A 16954-nucleotide genomic window follows, 5' to 3' on the forward strand; every position below is an offset into this window, starting at 1 on the left:
ACCACAGATCATCGACGTGACCTCCCGTAGTACAACCCAGTCACTTTCTCGACGTAGCGGCGAGTCTCCAGATAGGGGGGGATTCTTGTTCCGTGCCGAAGTACTGCGCCCTCACCGGCGTTGTAAGCCGCCAGTACCAGCTCCAAGTCGCCCCCAAAACGACGCTCCAGCCATACAAGATAGGCAGTGCCAGCACGCAGATTCTGTAGCGGGTCAAGCAGGTTCTCGGCACCAAAGCGTTTGCCGGTAGCGGGAATCACCTGCATCAGACCAAGCGCGCCGGCGTGCGAGCGTGCCTGGTGGTTGTAGGCGGATTCGACCCGGACGATAGCGTGCACCAGGCGGGCGTCCACGCCGTATTCGACGGCGACCTGTTGAATCAACGGGTTCCAGTGTGCTGCTGCCTTGGGCATGGCGGTCGGTGCCGCGGGCGATGGCCCGGGGCCAGTTGCCATGGGTTTGCGCGCTGTAGGCATGTAGAGTCGGTGCGGGTCAAACGCCTTTGCGCCCACGAATGGGGCTTTCGACACCTGCAGTTGACCATTGCGATCCAGGGTGGCGAATACCTGGCTACCACTGGCTGGCGGGGCGGTGGCGGCCAATGCCACCACCACCCCGACCGTCCAGCGCATCACGCCAGTGCATCCGGGCCAGCGATCGCCTGATACAGGTCGGCCAGCGTGACAACCTCACGCATGGCTTCGGCATCCGGCAATGGGGCCCCGGCCTCCTCGATCTGGATCAGCAGCGCATGCATCTCCAGCGAATCAATGTCCAGGTCCTCCACCAGTCGCTGCTGCGAGCCGATCTCTTCCAACGGCCGCCCCAGATGGGCGGCCGTCAGTTTGCGGAGGTCCTGCAGGCTCAACCCGGCGCTCATGATGCGATCTTCTGCAGCTTCTGCAGGTTCATCTGGTCGAGGTCACGCCTGACTGCCTCCCGGCTCTCGATGAACCTGGACTTGTCGTCTATTGAAATGCGATCAGCAACCCGATCAAGGGTCTGCGGATCCCAGTATGCGCTGTCAAGCGAGCCGAAGCCGGTCGGCGACCCATTGCCGGAATCAACGCCATCGGAAACGTGCCACTTTGTGTCGGCCGCGACGATGATGGATTCATCATCCCGCTCTGCTTCCAACGCGTCGTCGAAAGATTCCTGGCGCGAGAGGATGGCTCCGGGCATCTTCGAGCCCCTGATCGCCTCAAGCGTCAGCGGGTTGAGTGTGCTGCTGGCGTTGCTGAACACCGAATCCGAACGGCCGCGAAGCAAACTGTTGCGGAAGTTGTCGGACGGCAGGGTGACCGACCGGGCCGGCGCAGGGATACCGAACGCCCGTGCCGGGCGCGACGGTTCGGCCAGCGGGCCATTCGGGATCAGTGGAGCGTGGAGTGCCCGACCGGTTCCTGCCGGAGCTTGCGGCGACCGCACGTCAGCGTCCCGACGACCTTCCGCGACACCGCTGCGCACGAGGGCGGGTGAAAGCAGCCCTGCTTGCCGTCGCGACGTGAACGTACGCAGGGCAGGTGGCTTGAACGCGTCTACGCCCGGCGAGCGAGCACTCGGAGTGGCGCCCCCCTCCGGGCTATGCTGCGCCGAGGAGTCGGCCGCATTTCGCGGATCAGGCGAGATCAGACGGCTCTTCTTGAAGAAGGCATCAAACGCCTTCTGCAACTCGGTCTTCTCCTGCACAGGGACTGGCCTGACCTTTCCTTTCATGAACGGAACGAAGGGCGCACCGGCATTTTTGCTGCGCTCTTCGACGTACTTCTTCACGTCGCTGGGCTCGACCTGAGCGACAGGGTTGGAGCCACTACCCGCTTTCCACTGACGGTCCGGCTTGTACGAACGCTCGCCCGTCGGTGCGGATTGATCAGGCTCCAGCGGCCCCACGTCCACACCCAGCAAGCTCAGGTAGTGCCTGTATTCCTGGTACGGGCCGGCGGCTGCGAACGGCGCATGAGCGTTGCCCAAGCGGCTGCCATCATTGCGATCCTGCAGCCGGCGATTCTGCTCGTCCCGCTGCACCTCCAGACGCTGCTGGGTATCGCCCAGACGCTGCTGCCGCTGCAGTCGGCTGTTGGTATGATCGGTCTCATCCCGGCCCTGAAGCTGGTGGCCACGCTGCTGCTGAGCGTCGGGATGGGCAATATCGTCCAACCGGCCGTCTGGCGACAACTGGTTGCCCGATGCGTTGCGGATCTGGCGATCGACCTGTTCGTTCTGATTACTCTGGTTACCCAGCGTGCGGGTGTCCTTCTGGTTACCCTGGCTGTCCACATTCCTGCGGAGATGCTGGGTGCCCTCGCCGTTCTGCGAGTTCAGGGCATTCTCGTTGCGCTGATCGAACTGGTTGCGCTTGTCCAACTGGTTGCGCTGCTTGGTCTCGGTTTCCTGATCCGCGCGCACCACACCATTGCCGTTGCCGGCGTTCACGCCACGCGGCGGCACCGGAGGTGCCGGCTCGTTCTTGGGGAGAAGATCGGATGTAGACGTCCCTTGATCGAGGACATCGGGCCGCGCCTGGGTACCTCGAGGCACCCGCGCCCCACCCGCTCCATTGGCGAAGGTCTCGTAGCGCTGCTGTGACTCGTTGAGCATCCGTTCCAGCTTGTCGATGTACTGATCCTGCTTATCAATGCGCTGGTCCTGATGGCGGACGATCTCGGTCAGCCGACCTAACTCGTACGCATCCGCCCGCGATCGGTCGAACAGGTTGAAAAGCTCATGGAGCGGAAGCTGCGCACGCTCAAGTGCCTTGCCGAACTCGCTGAAGTCGATGTTGGTCGGCGAATGGTTGATGTTCGTGCAGCCGCCGTGGCCGTTTCTGTCGTGGATCAACCTCTGCAGGTCGCGCGGCAGCTCAGAGCGGTCGCGCGGCGGCTCGGGAGTACCGGCGCGACCCGGATCTCCCTCAACTATATATTCGGGTAGCTTCAGCAGGTCCAGAATCGCAACCATGAGATTCTCGACACTACCGGCGTCAATGTGCGCCTGCAGTATCTTCTCAAGGTCGTCGCACATTTTTTTCTGCAGAACCTGCATCACGTCGGCCCCGCCTTCGCCCTTGGCGAAGAGGTGCGGGTTCTCCTGGCGTTCCCTGATGCTGTCCATCAACGGGCCCGGCAGGATCGCGGCGGCAACATCTTCCAGCAACCCGGCCATCGGTAGGGTCTTGGCACATTCCAACATGCGCTGCTTTGCCACGGCCATTGCGTCGGTCAGTTTCGCGCTGCGCTTATCGCCGTGGTAACCGCCATCCGGGACGGTCTTGCAGCGACCGGCTTTGATACCCATCGCGATAATCGAGTCTTCCAGCTTCCGCCTGCATCGGATCAATGCCGCATCATCCGGCGTTTCGTCAAGGCGCATCGACACACCGGCGTGCAAGGCTCCGGCTGCAGTCAGATGCATCTGCAGAAGATTTCCGAAGTGTTCAGTGGCTTTGCGGCCGAGCAGCTGGAGGGACCTGTTCATAGCGTCCAAGTCGCGTCCGGAAAGCCCAGCGCGTGCACGATCCATGATGTCGTAGCAGACACTGACGGCACCGCTGTGGGCATTTTGACGGTGGACGCCCGTCACTCTGGACATCTGGCAGGGGGCAGGCAGGTCAGCATTGGCGACCCGGTCAAGAGGAATCTTCTTTACAGCGCGCGAAAGGTCGAAGCGGTCCGACCGGGGGGGAGCAATCGGCGTCGACTGCGCAACTTGTACTGGCATGCTTGTTCTCCTGGGAGTGCGCAATCAGGCATTGCGCACGCAACTCATGTGCTTCGGACATGTTGCCGATGCGCGAGCCGAAGGTCTTTACAACATTGGCGAACTTCACGGCCGCGTTCAGCCGCCGCCAACCAGATTGCCGGCGCTGGATACCAGCGCCGGCAGGAGTGAGCGGATCACGACGGAAAAACACCCGCGGCAAGACCGACTACTATCAGGTGTTGTGGACGTAAGCGTTGTTTGCTTCGGACATCTTTTCGATCGACGAACTCAGGATCTTCACGATGTTGTCAAACTTCTGGGTCATTTCATTGAGCTTCTCACCCAGCACCTTGCTGACGTGTTTGATCTGCTCCATGTTGCTGTCTTTGGCAGAGACCCACGCGTTGTACTGAGCGCTATCCATGATCACCACAGCAGGCAGTCCCGGAATCAGCGAGTACTCCATGCTCTCTTTGATGTCCTTGACTGCCGACAGATCCATCTTGATGTGGTAGCGCCCATCGTCGGCGGGACCGCTGACCTCAAGTCCGGGCAGGCCCAGTGAGTCTTTGAAGGATTGTGCAGCCGCGTGTGAAGAGAACGACGCCAACGCGTTGGTGTCCATGCCGTACGTCTCCATGAGCGTCTTAAGTCGCGCATGGACTGCGCGGAAGTCAATTTCGATGTCGCCCTTATCACCCGAAGCGATAGGCCTCAAGTCCTCCATGATGTCGGAGAATTCCTTGTAGAACTCCAGAAAGGTCGACAGCGCGTCCTGGTACTTGCTCAGCCACTCGGTCTTCAGCACCTCCAGCAGTGCACTGATCTGTGCAAAGAAGTCAGCATGCGAGTTCCAGATCAGGCCGCTCATATCCATATCGGCCGGATTCTGCATCGGCGCCTCGAGGCCCGGCAGGCCCACATTGTCTTCATCCTCCACCACGATCTGCGGCATGAGGAAGGAGAAGATGCGCAACAGATCGGTCTGCTGACGCGTTGACGTCTGCAGGGTTTGCTGCAGCGCACTGGCGAGCTCGGACTCCTTCTGCTTCCTCCGCTTCAGGTCCTCCATGGCAACTGAGTCAGCAAGCACCTCCGTTGTCGCCGGCCCCAGCGTCCCCAGGCCGTCGGCTTCCAGCGCGCTTGTCAGCGCTTGCTGTTGGGCCATGGCGGTCCTCGCGTTACGCGCAGTTTGTCCCAGCTGGAGAAGGCGCGAGCGGGTTTCCGGGTCCAGCGCAGGCGCTTCGATGGTGCTCTGCTTGATGTCGTTCTGGAGGCTCTGCAGGGGATACATGGCCGCCCGTGCGGCGGTGCTCTTGATGATTTCCATAAAGTTCTCAGGACTTTGAAATGATGTGGGCGGAAGTGGACGACATGAGGTTGAGCAGGCTCTCGTAGAGCTGCGCTGCAGCGTCGCGCATCTCGCGCGAGCGGGCCGACTGGTCCTGCTGTTCATCCGCAATGCGCCGGAAGACATCGGCCACCTGCAGCAACAGCTGGCGCTCGGCCTCGGTCATCTCGGCTTCAATCTGTACGCCGGAGCCCACCGCGTTGCCGATACCGGGTCCCATCATGTTGAGCAACATGGCGTTGCCAGCGGGGATCTGGGACCTCGCGCCCACCTCCGGGTGATCCGCATGGAGCTCGTCTACGCCACCCGCCGCAGGTTGCTCGCGACCGATGTGCTTCATTCCCGGCGGCGCATCGGCGTCCGCCTGCACGGCAGCACTCGGTCGATCGCCGCCAGGACCAGCCTTCGCTGGCGTGCCGTCCACACCGCGGGAGGGGCGCATGTCGGCGGTTGGCGTCGTGTTGCCCTTGGCGACGCCGCTTGACGACTTTACGGTGGCGTCGAGCTTGTTGCCGTCCATTACGTTCTTATCAGCGGAGCGGACCTGCATCGACGTGGACTTGAACGTCTGCTTCAGCGCCGCGGCGCCGATTGCAGCGGTCATCCCCGCCGCGCAGACGGCGCCTACCAGGCTTTCTTTAGCCTTTTCGACTCCCTTTTCCCCGGCAATGATGGTGATCTGTCGCTGTATCTCCACCATCTGCGCGCTGTTGTCGCGGTCCAGTTTTTCGAACCTGAGCAGCAACTGCCGCAACAGGGCCAGAAGATTACTGAATGGGCTGCTCTTGATGAAGGCGCCTGCTTGCGCCGAGCGGTCTGCGACATCGGTATCCATCCCGGTCGCCGTAACCTGTGACATCACTGCCGCCGGCCCATTGACGTCAGCACGCGGCTGCGACTGGACGGCGACACCCTCGGTGACACGGGTCCCGGCACCGGCCTCGTACTGGATCGGATCGCTGGCAGTAGCCAGTGCGGCCAACAGATTGGGGAGTGTAATGATGACCCCCGCCAGCACCAGCTTGGCGGCCTGGTCGTCCATCGCCGGCTCTCGCAGCTGCACCGTCGAGGCGCCGCCGCCCTTTCCGCGGGTGCGCTGCTCGTCGGTTGTCGCGGAGGTGACAGCCTCGACCAGCGCAGCCAGCGTGGTCAGACTCATCTCCTCTGGTGAGACCGCCCCATTTGTCGGCTGCTTGAGCGCGGTGTTGAGCGGCATGAAGGTGGTGGCGTGACCCGATGTTTTGGCAATGTCAAGAGGCATGGAATTCCTTGGATGTAGTGATGGATGGTCAACGCGCTCAGGCGTTGGCGCTGCCGATGCGGGCGGTGACGAACCGCGCGGTGTCGTGCTGCGATTCCTGTACGTTGGTCATCTGCTGGAACAGATCCGCGACCAGGTTGTTGGTCTGCATGAAGTACTCCAGGATCTTCTGGATGAGATCGCGGAAGATCTTGCTGTCCGCCAGGCCGATCTCGAGATCCTTCAGCAGCTTGGCGGCGTCGACGTACATCTCGGCGATGATGATCGAGCCCACGCCCTGGCTGGCCTGGTTGGCGAACTGCAGGGTATGGGAGGCCTTGATGGCCTGGCCGGAGCGCACCGCCAGGGTGTCGGCATTGCTGCCTGTAACCTTGGCCATCGTCTTGCTGAGGGATTTGGCCACGTCATCCACGGTGTGGCTGACCGAGCGCGCGGCGGCCTTGATCATCTGTGGCAGGGCCTTGCTGATCGCCTCCGAAACAGCGCGGGTCACGGCCTTGGCCAGCTGCTGCACGGCAACGGTGCCGGCCAGGCGCTTGGTCAGGACCACGGCGGCGATGATCATCGCGGCCACCGCAATGACGCCCAGCACGTCCTTGATCTTGTCCACGAACGCGGACGACACGCCGAGCGAGGTGAGTACGTCGCCGATGATATTGCCCACCTGCTTCACCAGCTCCATCACCAGCTTCATGATGGGTTCCATGATCTTGCCCATCACGTCCAGGCCCAGCTCTTCACCGATGGCCAAGGCCAGGCCGACGCCGGCCAGCACCATGCTGGCGCCACCGGTGAACGGGGCAGCCACCACGGCGACCACGGTGACTACCCAGCCGACGATCTTGCCGATGCAGCCCATCTTCTTCTGGGCGGCTTCAGCCTTGGCCAGCTCATCCTGGTACTCCTGCGAGCGACGCAGGTTCTCGGCTTCACGCAGCTTCAAGACCTCCTGCAGCAGGCGGGTGTCCTCTTCCAGCTTCTTGTCGTTGGCCTTGCCGATGATTTCCTGAAGCACGGCCAGCAGCTCGCTGAGCATTGCTGCATTGGTGCGGGCCTTTTCATCGCCACGCGCACTGACACTGCCGTTCGGGTCGAGGCTGTCGGCTGCGCTCTTGAAGGCTTCCAGATCGCCCAAGGCCTTGTCGAGCACGGCCACCGCCTCTGCCAGCGCCTTGGTTGCCTCGCCCACCCGGGCCTGCTGTTCGGCGGCCTTGCTCTTGGCGGCTTCCAGCTGGGCGCGGATGGCGTCCTGCTCTTCCGGCGGGGCATCGGCCAGCGCCTGTTCCAGACGGGCCACTTCGGCCTCGGCCTGCTTCAGGGCTTCCAGGGCTGCGGCCAGTTCGCCTTCGGCAGTGCCGACCTCGCCCATTGCCGAATCGACCAGCGCCTGCGCCAGACGGATGGCTTCGGACAGCTCCGCCGCCGAAGCGGCGCGCTGGGCCAGGCGCTGCTTCACCAGCTCCAGCTGCGAGGCAAGGCTGCGCCCGTTCTCTTCGGTGATCAGCTCACTCAGCTGCATCGCCAGCAGGGTCATGGCCGCTTCCGGGGTCATGGGCGTCTGCGGGGCGCTGCTGGCGCTGGCCTGCTGCATCGCTGCACGGACGATGCGCGGCATGTCGGCCTTGCGCAATGCCGGTGCGTTGGCATGGGTTGCTTCCGCTTCGGTCGAGGTGCCGTGGCGCTCGCCTGCGGCATCGGCCAGCAGTTTCTGGACCTGGCTGTCGATCTCCTGGATGCGTTGCAGTGGCACCGAGCCAAAGCCCGCAGCAGCTTTGGCGGCGCCCTCGGCGCTTGCCGCCGGCGGGAGAGTGAAAGCCAGCGGCGTGGCGCCGGCGGAAGCAATGGTAGTCATGCGGAATCGGTTTCCTCGGTGGTATCGGGAGGGGCGTCGCCATTGCTGGCCAGCGCCTGCAGGTAGACCTTGGCCCGCGCAAGCAGGGCCGGATCGGTGGAGCGCAGCTGCACGGTTTCGAAGCAGCCCTTGGCCATGGCGAGCTTGCCCATGGCCAGGTGGCACTGGCCGACATGCAGCATCGGCCGTTCGTCGCCCTTGAGCAGCGCGTAGGCCAGCGCGTACATGTCGATGGCCTTGGCGTATTCCTTCTTCATCTGCAGCACAGCGGCCAGGCCCAGTGCGTAATCGCCGTTGTAGAAGTCGTACAGGTACAGGAAGCGGAAGAATGTTTCGGCCTCGTCCAGACGGCCGTCGGTGTAGAAGCGGTGCGCATACGCGTACACGCTTTCCAGCAGGTCATCGCTGACCCCTTTCAGATCCTTGATGGCGGCTCCGGTCTGGGCACCTTCGAACAACAGTTGGGCAAGTTCATCAAGCTGGGCCTGGTCGGTGTCGGATCCAGCGGGGGCGTCGGGGGCAAAAGTCATGGTGGGTTACCGGGTTGGTGCCAACGGCGCTGCAGGACAAGCACAGTGTGGCGGGGGTGCGAAGGAGAGGCTTTCGGGTTTCACTCATCCGGCGGGCGGACGCGGGGACGTGACGTCAAGGCCGGGTGTCGCATCCGGCGCAGAATCAGCGGAAGGATCGGAATCTGATGGCGCTTCGGCATGGTTGCGCTCGATGTCCTTCAGCCACATCAGGATCCGGGCGATGGGCGTGACCAGCTCGGCCGGCACGAACTGGTAGCGGCGCGCCTTGAAATAAACCGCGCGCGCGACCGGAATGTCGCGCACGACCGGGATGCCCAGGCGCTCGGCAAAGGCGATGACCTTGCGTGCGCGGTTGCCGCGTTCACGCAGCGACACGAACTGCAGGCCCGGGTAGTCGGGATGCACGAAGATGCCCACCGCAATGTGGGTCGGATTGGCCAGGATCATCGACGAGCCGGCAATATCGGACTGCACCTGGGCCGAGAGCTCCTCGCCGATCTGGCGGCGGCGCTGCTTGATTTCGGGATTGCCGTTGTGGTCCTTGTGCTCCTGCTTGACCTCGTGCTTTTCCATGCGCATCTCGCGGATGTAGAGCCGGTATTCGACGAACGCCGCGGCAAGCGCGATCGGCGACAGCACCGCCAGCAGCAGCGCCGTACTGCGCCAGCCCACGCTGTACCAGAGCGCGCCGGCGGCTTTGTCCGGCATCTGCACCTGGGCGAACAGGGACGGTGCGAACAGCTTCCAGGCCAGCACCGCGAAGATGATGCCTGCCAGCAGGTACAGCACCGCCGTTACCAGCCCCTTGATGGTCTTGAGCGAGAACAGGTTCTTGAACCCGGAAATCGGATTCACCCGGGCCAGGTCTATCCGGACCGCTTCGGCGGCGATCACGCCACGGCTCTGCACCAGCGAGATCAGCACGGCGGCGACGATGGCGGCAGCACCCACCGGCACCGCAATCCACAGGAAGGCCACCGTGGCCTGCCACGCGGCCTCGGCTGGGGTCAGGCTGAAGCCGCGCTCGGCCATGCCACGGTAGAAGCCGTGCAGTGCCCGGCTGGAGATCATCGTGGTCATGGCCACCATCCCGGCCACCAGCACCGTCAACCCGGCCAGGTCGCGGCTGACGAAGCTCTTGCCCTTCTTCGATTCCTTGAGCAGGCGATGCGGGGTGGGCTTTTCGGTCTTCACTTCGGCACCGCCAGCAGCAGCTGCAGGGCGTCGGTGCTGTCGCGGATCAACGGCACCTGCTGGGCCACGGTGGGCATCAGGTAGAACAGCAGCGCGATGAAGGCGATGTACGACTTCACCGCCAGCGAGATGGAGAACGGATTCATCTGCTGCGCAAAGCGCGACAGAACGCCAAGCAGCACTTCCACCAGGAACAGCAGCAGCAGCACCGGCAGCGCCATGCGCACCGCCCCGGCCAGCAGCGTGCCGGCAAAGTCCTGCACGCGCGCCAGGTCCAGCGCGAGCACGCCGCCCATGGGAATCAGCACGTAGCTGTCCTGGATGACTTCCAGCAGTACGATCATGCCGTCGGTGGCCAGGAACACCACCACGCTCATCAGCTGCAGCAGGTTGGAGGTCTCGGTCGCCTCCATGCCGCTGACCGGGTCGAGCATGGCGCCGATGCCGGCGCCGCGCTGGTTGTCGATGATGGCGCCCATGCCGTGGAAGATGTGGAACGGCAGCGCCACCACCAGCCCGATGGCGGTGCCGATCAATACTTCGCGCAGCACCACGCCGGCCATGGAGAGGATGTCGGGCGGCACCGTGGCGCCGGCGGTGGACGGCCACAGGCCGATCAGGATCATCATCGCCACCACGGTCCGGGTCATCTTCGCCGGCATGACGCCCGGCGACAGATACGGAATCCAGACCAGGCAGGCGCCGATGCGGGCCATGCCCAGCAGCGCCGGCAGGCCGTGGTCGCGGGCCAGCGCGACCAGTTCGGTGTCGAGCGCGGAAAGCTGCACTGCCCTACCCGTTCAGCGCGGTGTGCAGCGCCAGCCGGGCGAAATCCAGCATGCGCGCCGACATCCAGGTCATCAGCACCAGCAGGCAGGCGATCACCGCCAGCAGCTTGGCGCCGTAGGGAAGGGTCTGCTCCTGCAGCTGGGTCACGGTCTGGAACAGGCCGATGGCCAGGCCGACGATGGTGGCCACGGCCACCGGCGCGGCCGACAGCAGGAGGATGAGCAGCAGGCTTTTGTTGCCCATGAACATGATCGCGTCCATGGCTACATCGGCACGTCGAGGTACTGGCGCACCAGACCCTGCGAGAGCAGGCTCCAGCCATCCATCGCCACGAACAGGATCAGCTTGATCGGCGCGGAGATGGTCACCGGGCTCATCATCATCATGCCCAGCGACAGCAGCACGCTGGACACCACCAGGTCGATCACCACGAACGGCAGGTACAGGTAGAAGCCGATGCGGAACGCATCCTTCAGCTCGCTCAGCGCATAGCTGGGCATCAGCGCGAACAGCGAGCGCTCATGCGGTTCCAGGTCCGGTACCGGCATGCCGGTTTCGGCATGGCGGGCGCGCTCGAAGAACTTCACCAGCTCGGGGTCCGAGTAGGTGGCCAGGTAGACCTTATAGCCGTCCAGGCTGCTGTCGAGGAAGGTGACCACCGCCGCCACCGAATTGAGCGGGGCGTCCAGCGCCAGGTAGGCGTCGTACATGTTCTGCACGATCGGCTGCATCACGTAGAACGCCAGCATCAGCGCCAGTGCGTTGAGTACCATGTTGGAAGGCACCTGCTGCAGGCCCAGGCCGTTGCGCAGCAGCACGAACACCACGGAGAACTTCAGGTAGCAGGTGCCGGCTGCGATCAGGAACGGCAGCAACGCAGCCATCGACATGACCGCGATCAGCGAGATGTCGTTGTTGACGAAATTCATGGCAGCACGGGCGCCTGCGCCAGCTGTACGCCGAGCTGGTCACCCACCTGCACCAGCTCACCGCGGGCGATCAACTGGCCGTTGACCCGCAGCTGCAGCTGCTTCCAGGCATCGGCGGGCAGGTGGAACACGGTGCCGGGCTGCAGCCCGTCCAGTTCGCCGATGGCGTGCTGCAGCTGGCACAGCACCACGTCCACGGTTACCGGCAGGCGCTTGATGTCGATACCGGGCGCGGTGGCGGCCGTGGGTGCCGGGGCGGAAGGGGCGATCTCGGCGCTGCCGTCGTCGTCGTCGAGGAAATCGAAGGGTGTGTTCACGGAGATGGTCTCTAGGGTGAAGTCGAAGGAGTACAGGCGGCGGCCACCCGTGCGGGCGACCGGCAGCAGCTGGTCGAGGAGCAGTACCGCCCCGGGGGCCAGGCCGCGAAGACGGTGCAGCGGCAGGGAAAGACGGGCGATACCCAGATCCGTGAAAACGCGCAGCGCACGGAGCGGTGCGGCCAAGGGCGTCGCAGCGGCGCACCCGGCGTGTTCGATCCAGGCAGGCCCCTGCGCGGTGGGCAGGCAGGGCTGCGCGCCCTGCCCCATCGCAAGCGCGTTGATGGGCACCACGTCCTGCAGCGTTACCTGCGCGCCATGGAAGGGCTCAGCGGCGATGTCCAGCAGCGGTCGCTCGGGCAGCCAGCACGCCAGTGCGTTGCGGTCCACCAGCTCCGACCAGGCCAGTCCGCCCATCGCGGGCAGCATCGCCGGGCACCACTGGTCCGCGGCAAGCGCCAGACGCAGCACGCCGCCGCGCCCGCTCACGTCGAAACGCAGCATGGCGCCGCGCGTCGGCAACGGTTGCTGGTCAGGCGTAATGCCCATGCGTGCACACGCCGCGAGGTTGGCCGCCTGGGTGGCCTGGGCCGGTGTCAGCGTTGGGAAGGGCCAGGGCCGCGCGCTCATGCGTGGCCCTGGCCGCCGCGGCGGCGCCGTTCGTCGGTGGCGCTGTCGCTGCTTTCCACGGCGATCTGCAGTTCAGCGCCCGGCGGCGCCAGCGCGGAAGACAGTGCCTGCCCGACCCGTGCCGAGGACGGCTGCAGGACCAGGCGGTTACCGTCCACGCGTCCACTGACCGAGTGACCCGCACCCGCGCCCCAGCTCTTGAAGGACACGTTGAAGTGGCTGGCGGTGTCGGCGCGCTGGGCCATGGCCGTCTGCAACGCTTCGGCCTGGCGCACCGCGCGGACATGCTGGCGGGTGCCGAGGTTGGCTTCGGCACGCCGCGCGTCGGCCATTGCCTGGGCGTCGGGCGCGGCTTCGCCGGTGTGCGGTTGCGGCATCACGGTGGCACCTGCGGCAGCCGCGGCCTGCGCGAGGTCCGTCGAGGGGCGGCCGGCGGCTGGCAGCAGTTCCGGCGCTGACGGTTCGGGAGCTGCCGCAGCGACCGGGACATCCCTTGCAGGCGCCGTACGCATCATGCCGGCACTCACCGACGCACCAGGCGATGCATCACGTGCGGTCCGCTCGCCCTGCCCCGGCTGCATCCGCGAAGGCAGTGCTGATGCCGTGGTGACCGTGGCGGCCTGTGCCGAAGCGGCAGCCGGGCCGGGCTTTTCTGCGGTATCGGTCACCGCGCCACCGTTCAGGGAGGCGGCGTGCAGGTTGGCGGTGGCGTTGCTGGGCGCCGTGGCGGCCGGCGCCTTGGCGCCGGGCAGGACGCTGCCCTCCACCGCTGCTGGCAGCAGCGCCGCGGGTTCATTGCCGGGCATGATCGGGGCCGCAGGACTGGCCACCGTCGGCAGCGGCCGTGAGGTGATGGCCGGCAGCACGGGCGCTGCAGCCGCCTGCGCGTGTGCGGCCATTCCGCGCCGAGCGCGGTGGGCGATGTCCTGCCCCTCCCTGCCGCCCTCGCGTTGTACCGTCGCCAGGATGTGGACCTCACGCTGCGGCAAGGGTGCGGAATCACGCGCCCACTCCTGCTCAACGTCTCTGTCAGACTCGTCCGGCGCCCACATCGCGACGTCGCCGGGGAAAGGCGACTGCTCCGGCGCTTGTTCAGCGGTGGTTTCGGCAGTGGGTTCAGGAGCCCGCTCGGCCGCGTGCTGCGCGCTCGGCTGGGGCTGCCTGGCCTGCACGCGCTCGCTCAGGGAGACCGCGTCGACGGGGCTGGCCGCCATGACGGCAACCTGCGGTTCTTGGATCTTCAACGACATGTGTATTCCTCTTGGATCTGGCGCTCCTGGCGGCGCAGGCGCGCCTGCCGGTGCTTCTGGTCGATATGCACGCCGACGGCCTGCAGCCGGCGCGCGCGTGAGTGGTTACCGGCGGCGGCATGGCGCAGTTCCTGTTCCTGCTCGCGGGCGTCGCCGGCCTGCTCCTGCAGGTGGCCAGCACGCAGTTCGCATTCCAGGACGTGCGCCCGGGCAATGGCGACGCCGCGCAGGCGCTCGAACAGGCGCTGGCGGTCCAGCCCGTGTTCCTCGCCAAGCTGCGCGGCCTGCAGGCGCTCGTCTGCCGCGCTGCGCAGGGTCTGCGCTTCGCGGTCCCGTTGCGCAGCCTGCTCTGCCTGCGCGCGGGCGTCGCGGCGCAGGCGGTGGGCGCGATGCTCCAGCAGCGTGGCCAGCCGCACGGGGTCAGCGGGCGAGCGCATCAAGTGCCTCCACCGCCGCATCGAAGGTGACCGGCTCGTGCAGCGGCTGGCGCAGGAATGCCAGCAGGCGCGGTTCGCGGGCCACCGCATCGTCCTGCTCGGGCTGCGCACCGGGGCGGTACTCGCCGATGTCGCGCAGCAGCTGCAGGTCATCCAACCGGCCCATCACCGCGCGCACGCGGGTGGCCGCGGCGGCCTGGCGCTCGCTGGCCAGCTGCGGGTACAGCCGGCTGGCGCTGCGCAGCACGTCGATGGCCGGGAAGTGGCCGCGCTGGGCCAGGCGCGGGCTGAGGTACACGTGGCCGTCCAGCAACGATTTGACCTCCTCGCCGACCGGGTCGGGGTCGGCGTCGTCTTCCAGCAGCACGGTGTAGAACGCGGTGATGCTTCCGGCCTGTGCGTTGCCCGGGCGCTCCACCAGGCGTGGCAGTGCTTCGAACACCGACGCGGGGAAACCACGCCGTGCCGGCGGTTCGCCGGCCGACAATGCGACGTCACGCAGCGCGCGCGCGTAGCGGGTGGCCGAGTCCATGACCAGCAGCACCCGGCTGCCTTGGTCGCGGAAGTATTCGGCAATGCGGGTGGCCACCATCGCCGCGTTGACGCGGGTGGCCGGCGAGGTATCGGAGGTGGCCTGCACGATGATGGTGCGCGTGGCCGCTGGACCGTGGCGGATGGCATCGACGAAGGAGGCCACTTCACGGCCCCGCTCGCCCACCAGCGCCACCACGCGCACATCGCAGTCGGCGTTGGCCAGCAGCATCTCCACCAGGGTGGTTTTGCCGCACCCGGCTGCGGCAAAAACCCCCATGCGCTGGCCTTCGCCTACGGTGAGCAGAGCGTCCAGGGCACGGATGCCGGTGGCGAACGGGGTCTGGATGGCACGGCGCTGGCGATAGTCCAGCGGCGCAGCCTGCACCGGTGCCGATACACCGGCTACGGTCGCGTCTTCGCCATCGCGCAGCCGCTCCACCACTTCACCGAACCCGTCCAGCACGCACCCGAGCAGATGCGTGCCCAGTGCCACCTGCAGCAGGCGACCGGTGGCAGCCACCACCACGTCGGCTGCCAGCCGCACCGGGGCACCAATCAGCGCCAGCGTGGCCACGCCATGGTCGACCCGGGTCACCACGCCATGGGTGAGCACACGGTCGTCGCCCGCCGAATGGCGCACGTGGCAGTGCTCGCCCACCGCGACATCCGGCAGGGGTACCCGCAGCTCGCCGGCCCGCATCGCGACCGGCGTGGCACAAGGGCGCCAGCAGGGCGTGGCCGCTGTCACCGCAGCAGGGCCTGCAGTTCGATCACGCGCGCGTGGAACCCTTCGATGGCAGCGGCCAGCAGGCTCGATTCGTGGCGACAATCCGGCTGCAGCGCGCCGCCGACCAGGCAGCCGTCTTCAAGCTGGCGAAGCGCCAGGCAACCATTGGCGAAGTGCGCGGCCGGTGCCGACAGCGCGGTGAGCAGCTCATCGGCACGGTTGCTGAAGCGCTCGGCCGGCGAAGTATCCAGGCGGCCCCACAGGTACACCATGTCGTCCACCGGATCGAGCAGAAGCTCGCCCACGTCGGCAAAGCCCATCACCACCGAGGAGTGGGTGTCGAACTGGAACCGCGATGGGTCGCAGCCCAGTTCCTTGAGGGCGGAGTTGAGGGTATCCAGCAGGGAGGTCATAAGCTTCTCATCACATCAAGGGTGACCGTGTCGGAGATCTCGGCGAACGAGAGCACCGCGGTCGAGGGGAGGCGGGTTTCAATGAAGCGCTTGACGAAGCGGCGGATGTCCGGCGCGACCATCAGCACCACGTCGGGGCGGTGCGCGGCGACTTCGCCGACATGCAGGGCGAAGCGATCCATCAGCTCACCGGCTTCGGCCGGCTCCAGGTTGAGGTAGGCCGCACCCTGGCTCTGGCGGATGCCGGCGCGGATCTGGTCTTCAACCGGGCTGGACACCAGGATCGCGGGAATGCGCCCATCGCGGGCGAAGCGCGCGGAGATGTAGCGGGCCAGTGCGCCACGCACGTGCTCCACCAGCAGGATCACGTCCTTTTCGCGCTGGCCCCACTGGGCCAGGGTTTCCAGCACCACCTTCATGTTGCGGATGGAAACGTCCTCGCGGAGCAGGCGCTGCAGCACTTCGGCCACGCGCTGGATCGGCATGTGCCGGTAGGTTTCCTTGACCAGTTCGGGGAAGCGCTTCTCCAACGCGTCCAGGACATGCTTGGCTTCCTGGATGCCGAACAGCTCACCGATGTTGCGCTGTACCGCGCCGTGCACCAGCCGGCGCAGTTCCTCGTAGTCGCTGGAGACATCGCACCCGAGTGCGCGGACGTCTTCGTGCGCGTCGGCCAGCACCCAGCGCGCGGTGCCGCCGTCGTGCGGTACCACCAGGCCCATGTCGAGTGCTTCCAGTTCGTCCTGCCGGCCCCAGACCCGCACGTGCCCGCTGACCACGTGCGAGGACGCTGCCGGAATCTCGTTGATCAGCACCTTGACCTCGTGGTCCCTGGCCGGGGTGTGGCTGCGCAGGACCAGCGGTGCGAGCTGCATGCCGGTGTTGACGAAGGCGTCGTGACGCAGCTGCTCTTCCCATTGGCCGGCAACGCCCGCCTCATGCAGCGACGGCGGCATCAGCAGGATCAGCGGCAGGGTTTCGCTGGTGAGGCGGGCGTTGGCGGTGTCGCCCTTGGCGGCCGGCGGCGCGGCGCCGCCA

Annotated in this window: 17 protein-coding genes; all 17 read right to left on the reverse strand. The window is 65.8% G+C overall.

Going from position 1 to position 16954, the window contains the following annotated elements; genetic code table 11:
* Positions 1-8: 8 nt before the first annotated feature.
* Complete coding sequence (locus ACQG3P_RS07255; protein ID WP_426804648.1) at positions 9-632, reverse strand: lytic transglycosylase domain-containing protein; 624 nt, start codon at positions 630-632, stop codon at positions 9-11.
* Complete coding sequence (locus tag ACQG3P_RS07260; protein WP_093533437.1) at positions 632-880, reverse strand: acyl carrier protein; 249 nt, start codon at positions 878-880, stop codon at positions 632-634. Before ACQG3P_RS07260 ends, ACQG3P_RS07255 begins: the two co-directional genes overlap by 1 nt.
* Positions 877-3717 (reverse strand): hypothetical protein, encoded by a 2841-nt coding sequence (locus tag ACQG3P_RS07265; RefSeq protein WP_426804649.1) that lies wholly within the window; start codon positions 3715-3717, stop codon positions 877-879. The genes ACQG3P_RS07260 and ACQG3P_RS07265 overlap by 4 nt, the downstream gene beginning before the upstream one ends.
* Before the next feature lie 214 nt (positions 3718-3931).
* Positions 3932-5029, reverse strand: coding sequence for an IpaD/SipD/SspD family type III secretion system needle tip protein (locus ACQG3P_RS07270; protein ID WP_426804650.1), 1098 nt, complete (start codon positions 5027-5029; stop codon positions 3932-3934).
* A gap of 7 nt (positions 5030-5036) precedes the next feature.
* On the reverse strand, positions 5037-6311 hold the full coding sequence (locus ACQG3P_RS07275; protein ID WP_426804651.1) for a hypothetical protein: 1275 nt from the start codon (positions 6309-6311) through the stop codon (positions 5037-5039).
* 37 nt (positions 6312-6348) lie between these two features.
* A complete protein-coding gene (sctE, locus tag ACQG3P_RS07280) occupies positions 6349-8163 on the reverse strand; it encodes a type III secretion system translocon subunit SctE (protein WP_426804652.1) in 1815 nt (604 codons plus the stop codon).
* Complete coding sequence (locus tag ACQG3P_RS07285) at positions 8160-8693, reverse strand: SycD/LcrH family type III secretion system chaperone (RefSeq protein WP_093533441.1); 534 nt, start codon at positions 8691-8693, stop codon at positions 8160-8162. Before ACQG3P_RS07285 ends, sctE begins: the two co-directional genes overlap by 4 nt.
* An 84-nt stretch (positions 8694-8777) precedes the next feature.
* Complete coding sequence (locus ACQG3P_RS07290; RefSeq protein ID WP_426804653.1) at positions 8778-9890, reverse strand: EscU/YscU/HrcU family type III secretion system export apparatus switch protein; 1113 nt, start codon at positions 9888-9890, stop codon at positions 8778-8780.
* Positions 9887-10678, reverse strand: a complete 792-nt coding sequence (gene sctT, locus ACQG3P_RS07295; protein ID WP_426804654.1) for a type III secretion system export apparatus subunit SctT — start codon at positions 10676-10678, stop codon at positions 9887-9889. Before sctT ends, ACQG3P_RS07290 begins: the two co-directional genes overlap by 4 nt.
* A gap of 4 nt (positions 10679-10682) precedes the next feature.
* Complete coding sequence (gene sctS, locus ACQG3P_RS07300) at positions 10683-10940, reverse strand: type III secretion system export apparatus subunit SctS (RefSeq protein WP_068853566.1); 258 nt, start codon at positions 10938-10940, stop codon at positions 10683-10685.
* Positions 10941-10942: 2 nt separating this feature from the next.
* Positions 10943-11608 (reverse strand): EscR/YscR/HrcR family type III secretion system export apparatus protein, encoded by a 666-nt coding sequence (locus ACQG3P_RS07305; protein WP_095363516.1) that lies wholly within the window; start codon positions 11606-11608, stop codon positions 10943-10945.
* Positions 11605-12474: a FliM/FliN family flagellar motor switch protein gene (locus tag ACQG3P_RS07310; RefSeq protein WP_426804655.1), complete on the reverse strand. Its 870-nt coding sequence runs from the start codon at positions 12472-12474 to the stop codon at positions 11605-11607. Before ACQG3P_RS07310 ends, ACQG3P_RS07305 begins: the two co-directional genes overlap by 4 nt.
* 77 nt (positions 12475-12551) lie before the next feature.
* Positions 12552-13805: a hypothetical protein gene (locus tag ACQG3P_RS07315; RefSeq protein WP_426804656.1), complete on the reverse strand. Its 1254-nt coding sequence runs from the start codon at positions 13803-13805 to the stop codon at positions 12552-12554.
* Positions 13796-14242, reverse strand: a complete 447-nt coding sequence (locus ACQG3P_RS07320) for a hypothetical protein (protein ID WP_426804657.1) — start codon at positions 14240-14242, stop codon at positions 13796-13798. Before ACQG3P_RS07320 ends, ACQG3P_RS07315 begins: the two co-directional genes overlap by 10 nt.
* The gene (locus tag ACQG3P_RS07325) at positions 14226-15524 is read right to left on the reverse strand and encodes a FliI/YscN family ATPase (protein WP_426804658.1); all 1299 of its coding nucleotides are present in this window, start codon (positions 15522-15524) and stop codon (positions 14226-14228) included. Before ACQG3P_RS07325 ends, ACQG3P_RS07320 begins: the two co-directional genes overlap by 17 nt.
* Complete coding sequence (locus ACQG3P_RS07330) at positions 15521-15916, reverse strand: hypothetical protein (protein ID WP_068853572.1); 396 nt, start codon at positions 15914-15916, stop codon at positions 15521-15523. The genes ACQG3P_RS07325 and ACQG3P_RS07330 overlap by 4 nt, the downstream gene beginning before the upstream one ends.
* Positions 15913-16954, reverse strand: a 1042-nt coding sequence (locus tag ACQG3P_RS07335) for an FHIPEP family type III secretion protein (protein ID WP_426804659.1), incomplete at its 5' end; no start/stop codon positions are given. The genes ACQG3P_RS07335 and ACQG3P_RS07330, both read right to left, overlap by 4 nt.

Origin of the sequence: Stenotrophomonas sp. SrG, assembly GCF_050031795.1 — a bacterium.
GTDB lineage: Bacteria > Pseudomonadota > Gammaproteobacteria > Xanthomonadales > Xanthomonadaceae > Stenotrophomonas > Stenotrophomonas rhizophila_A.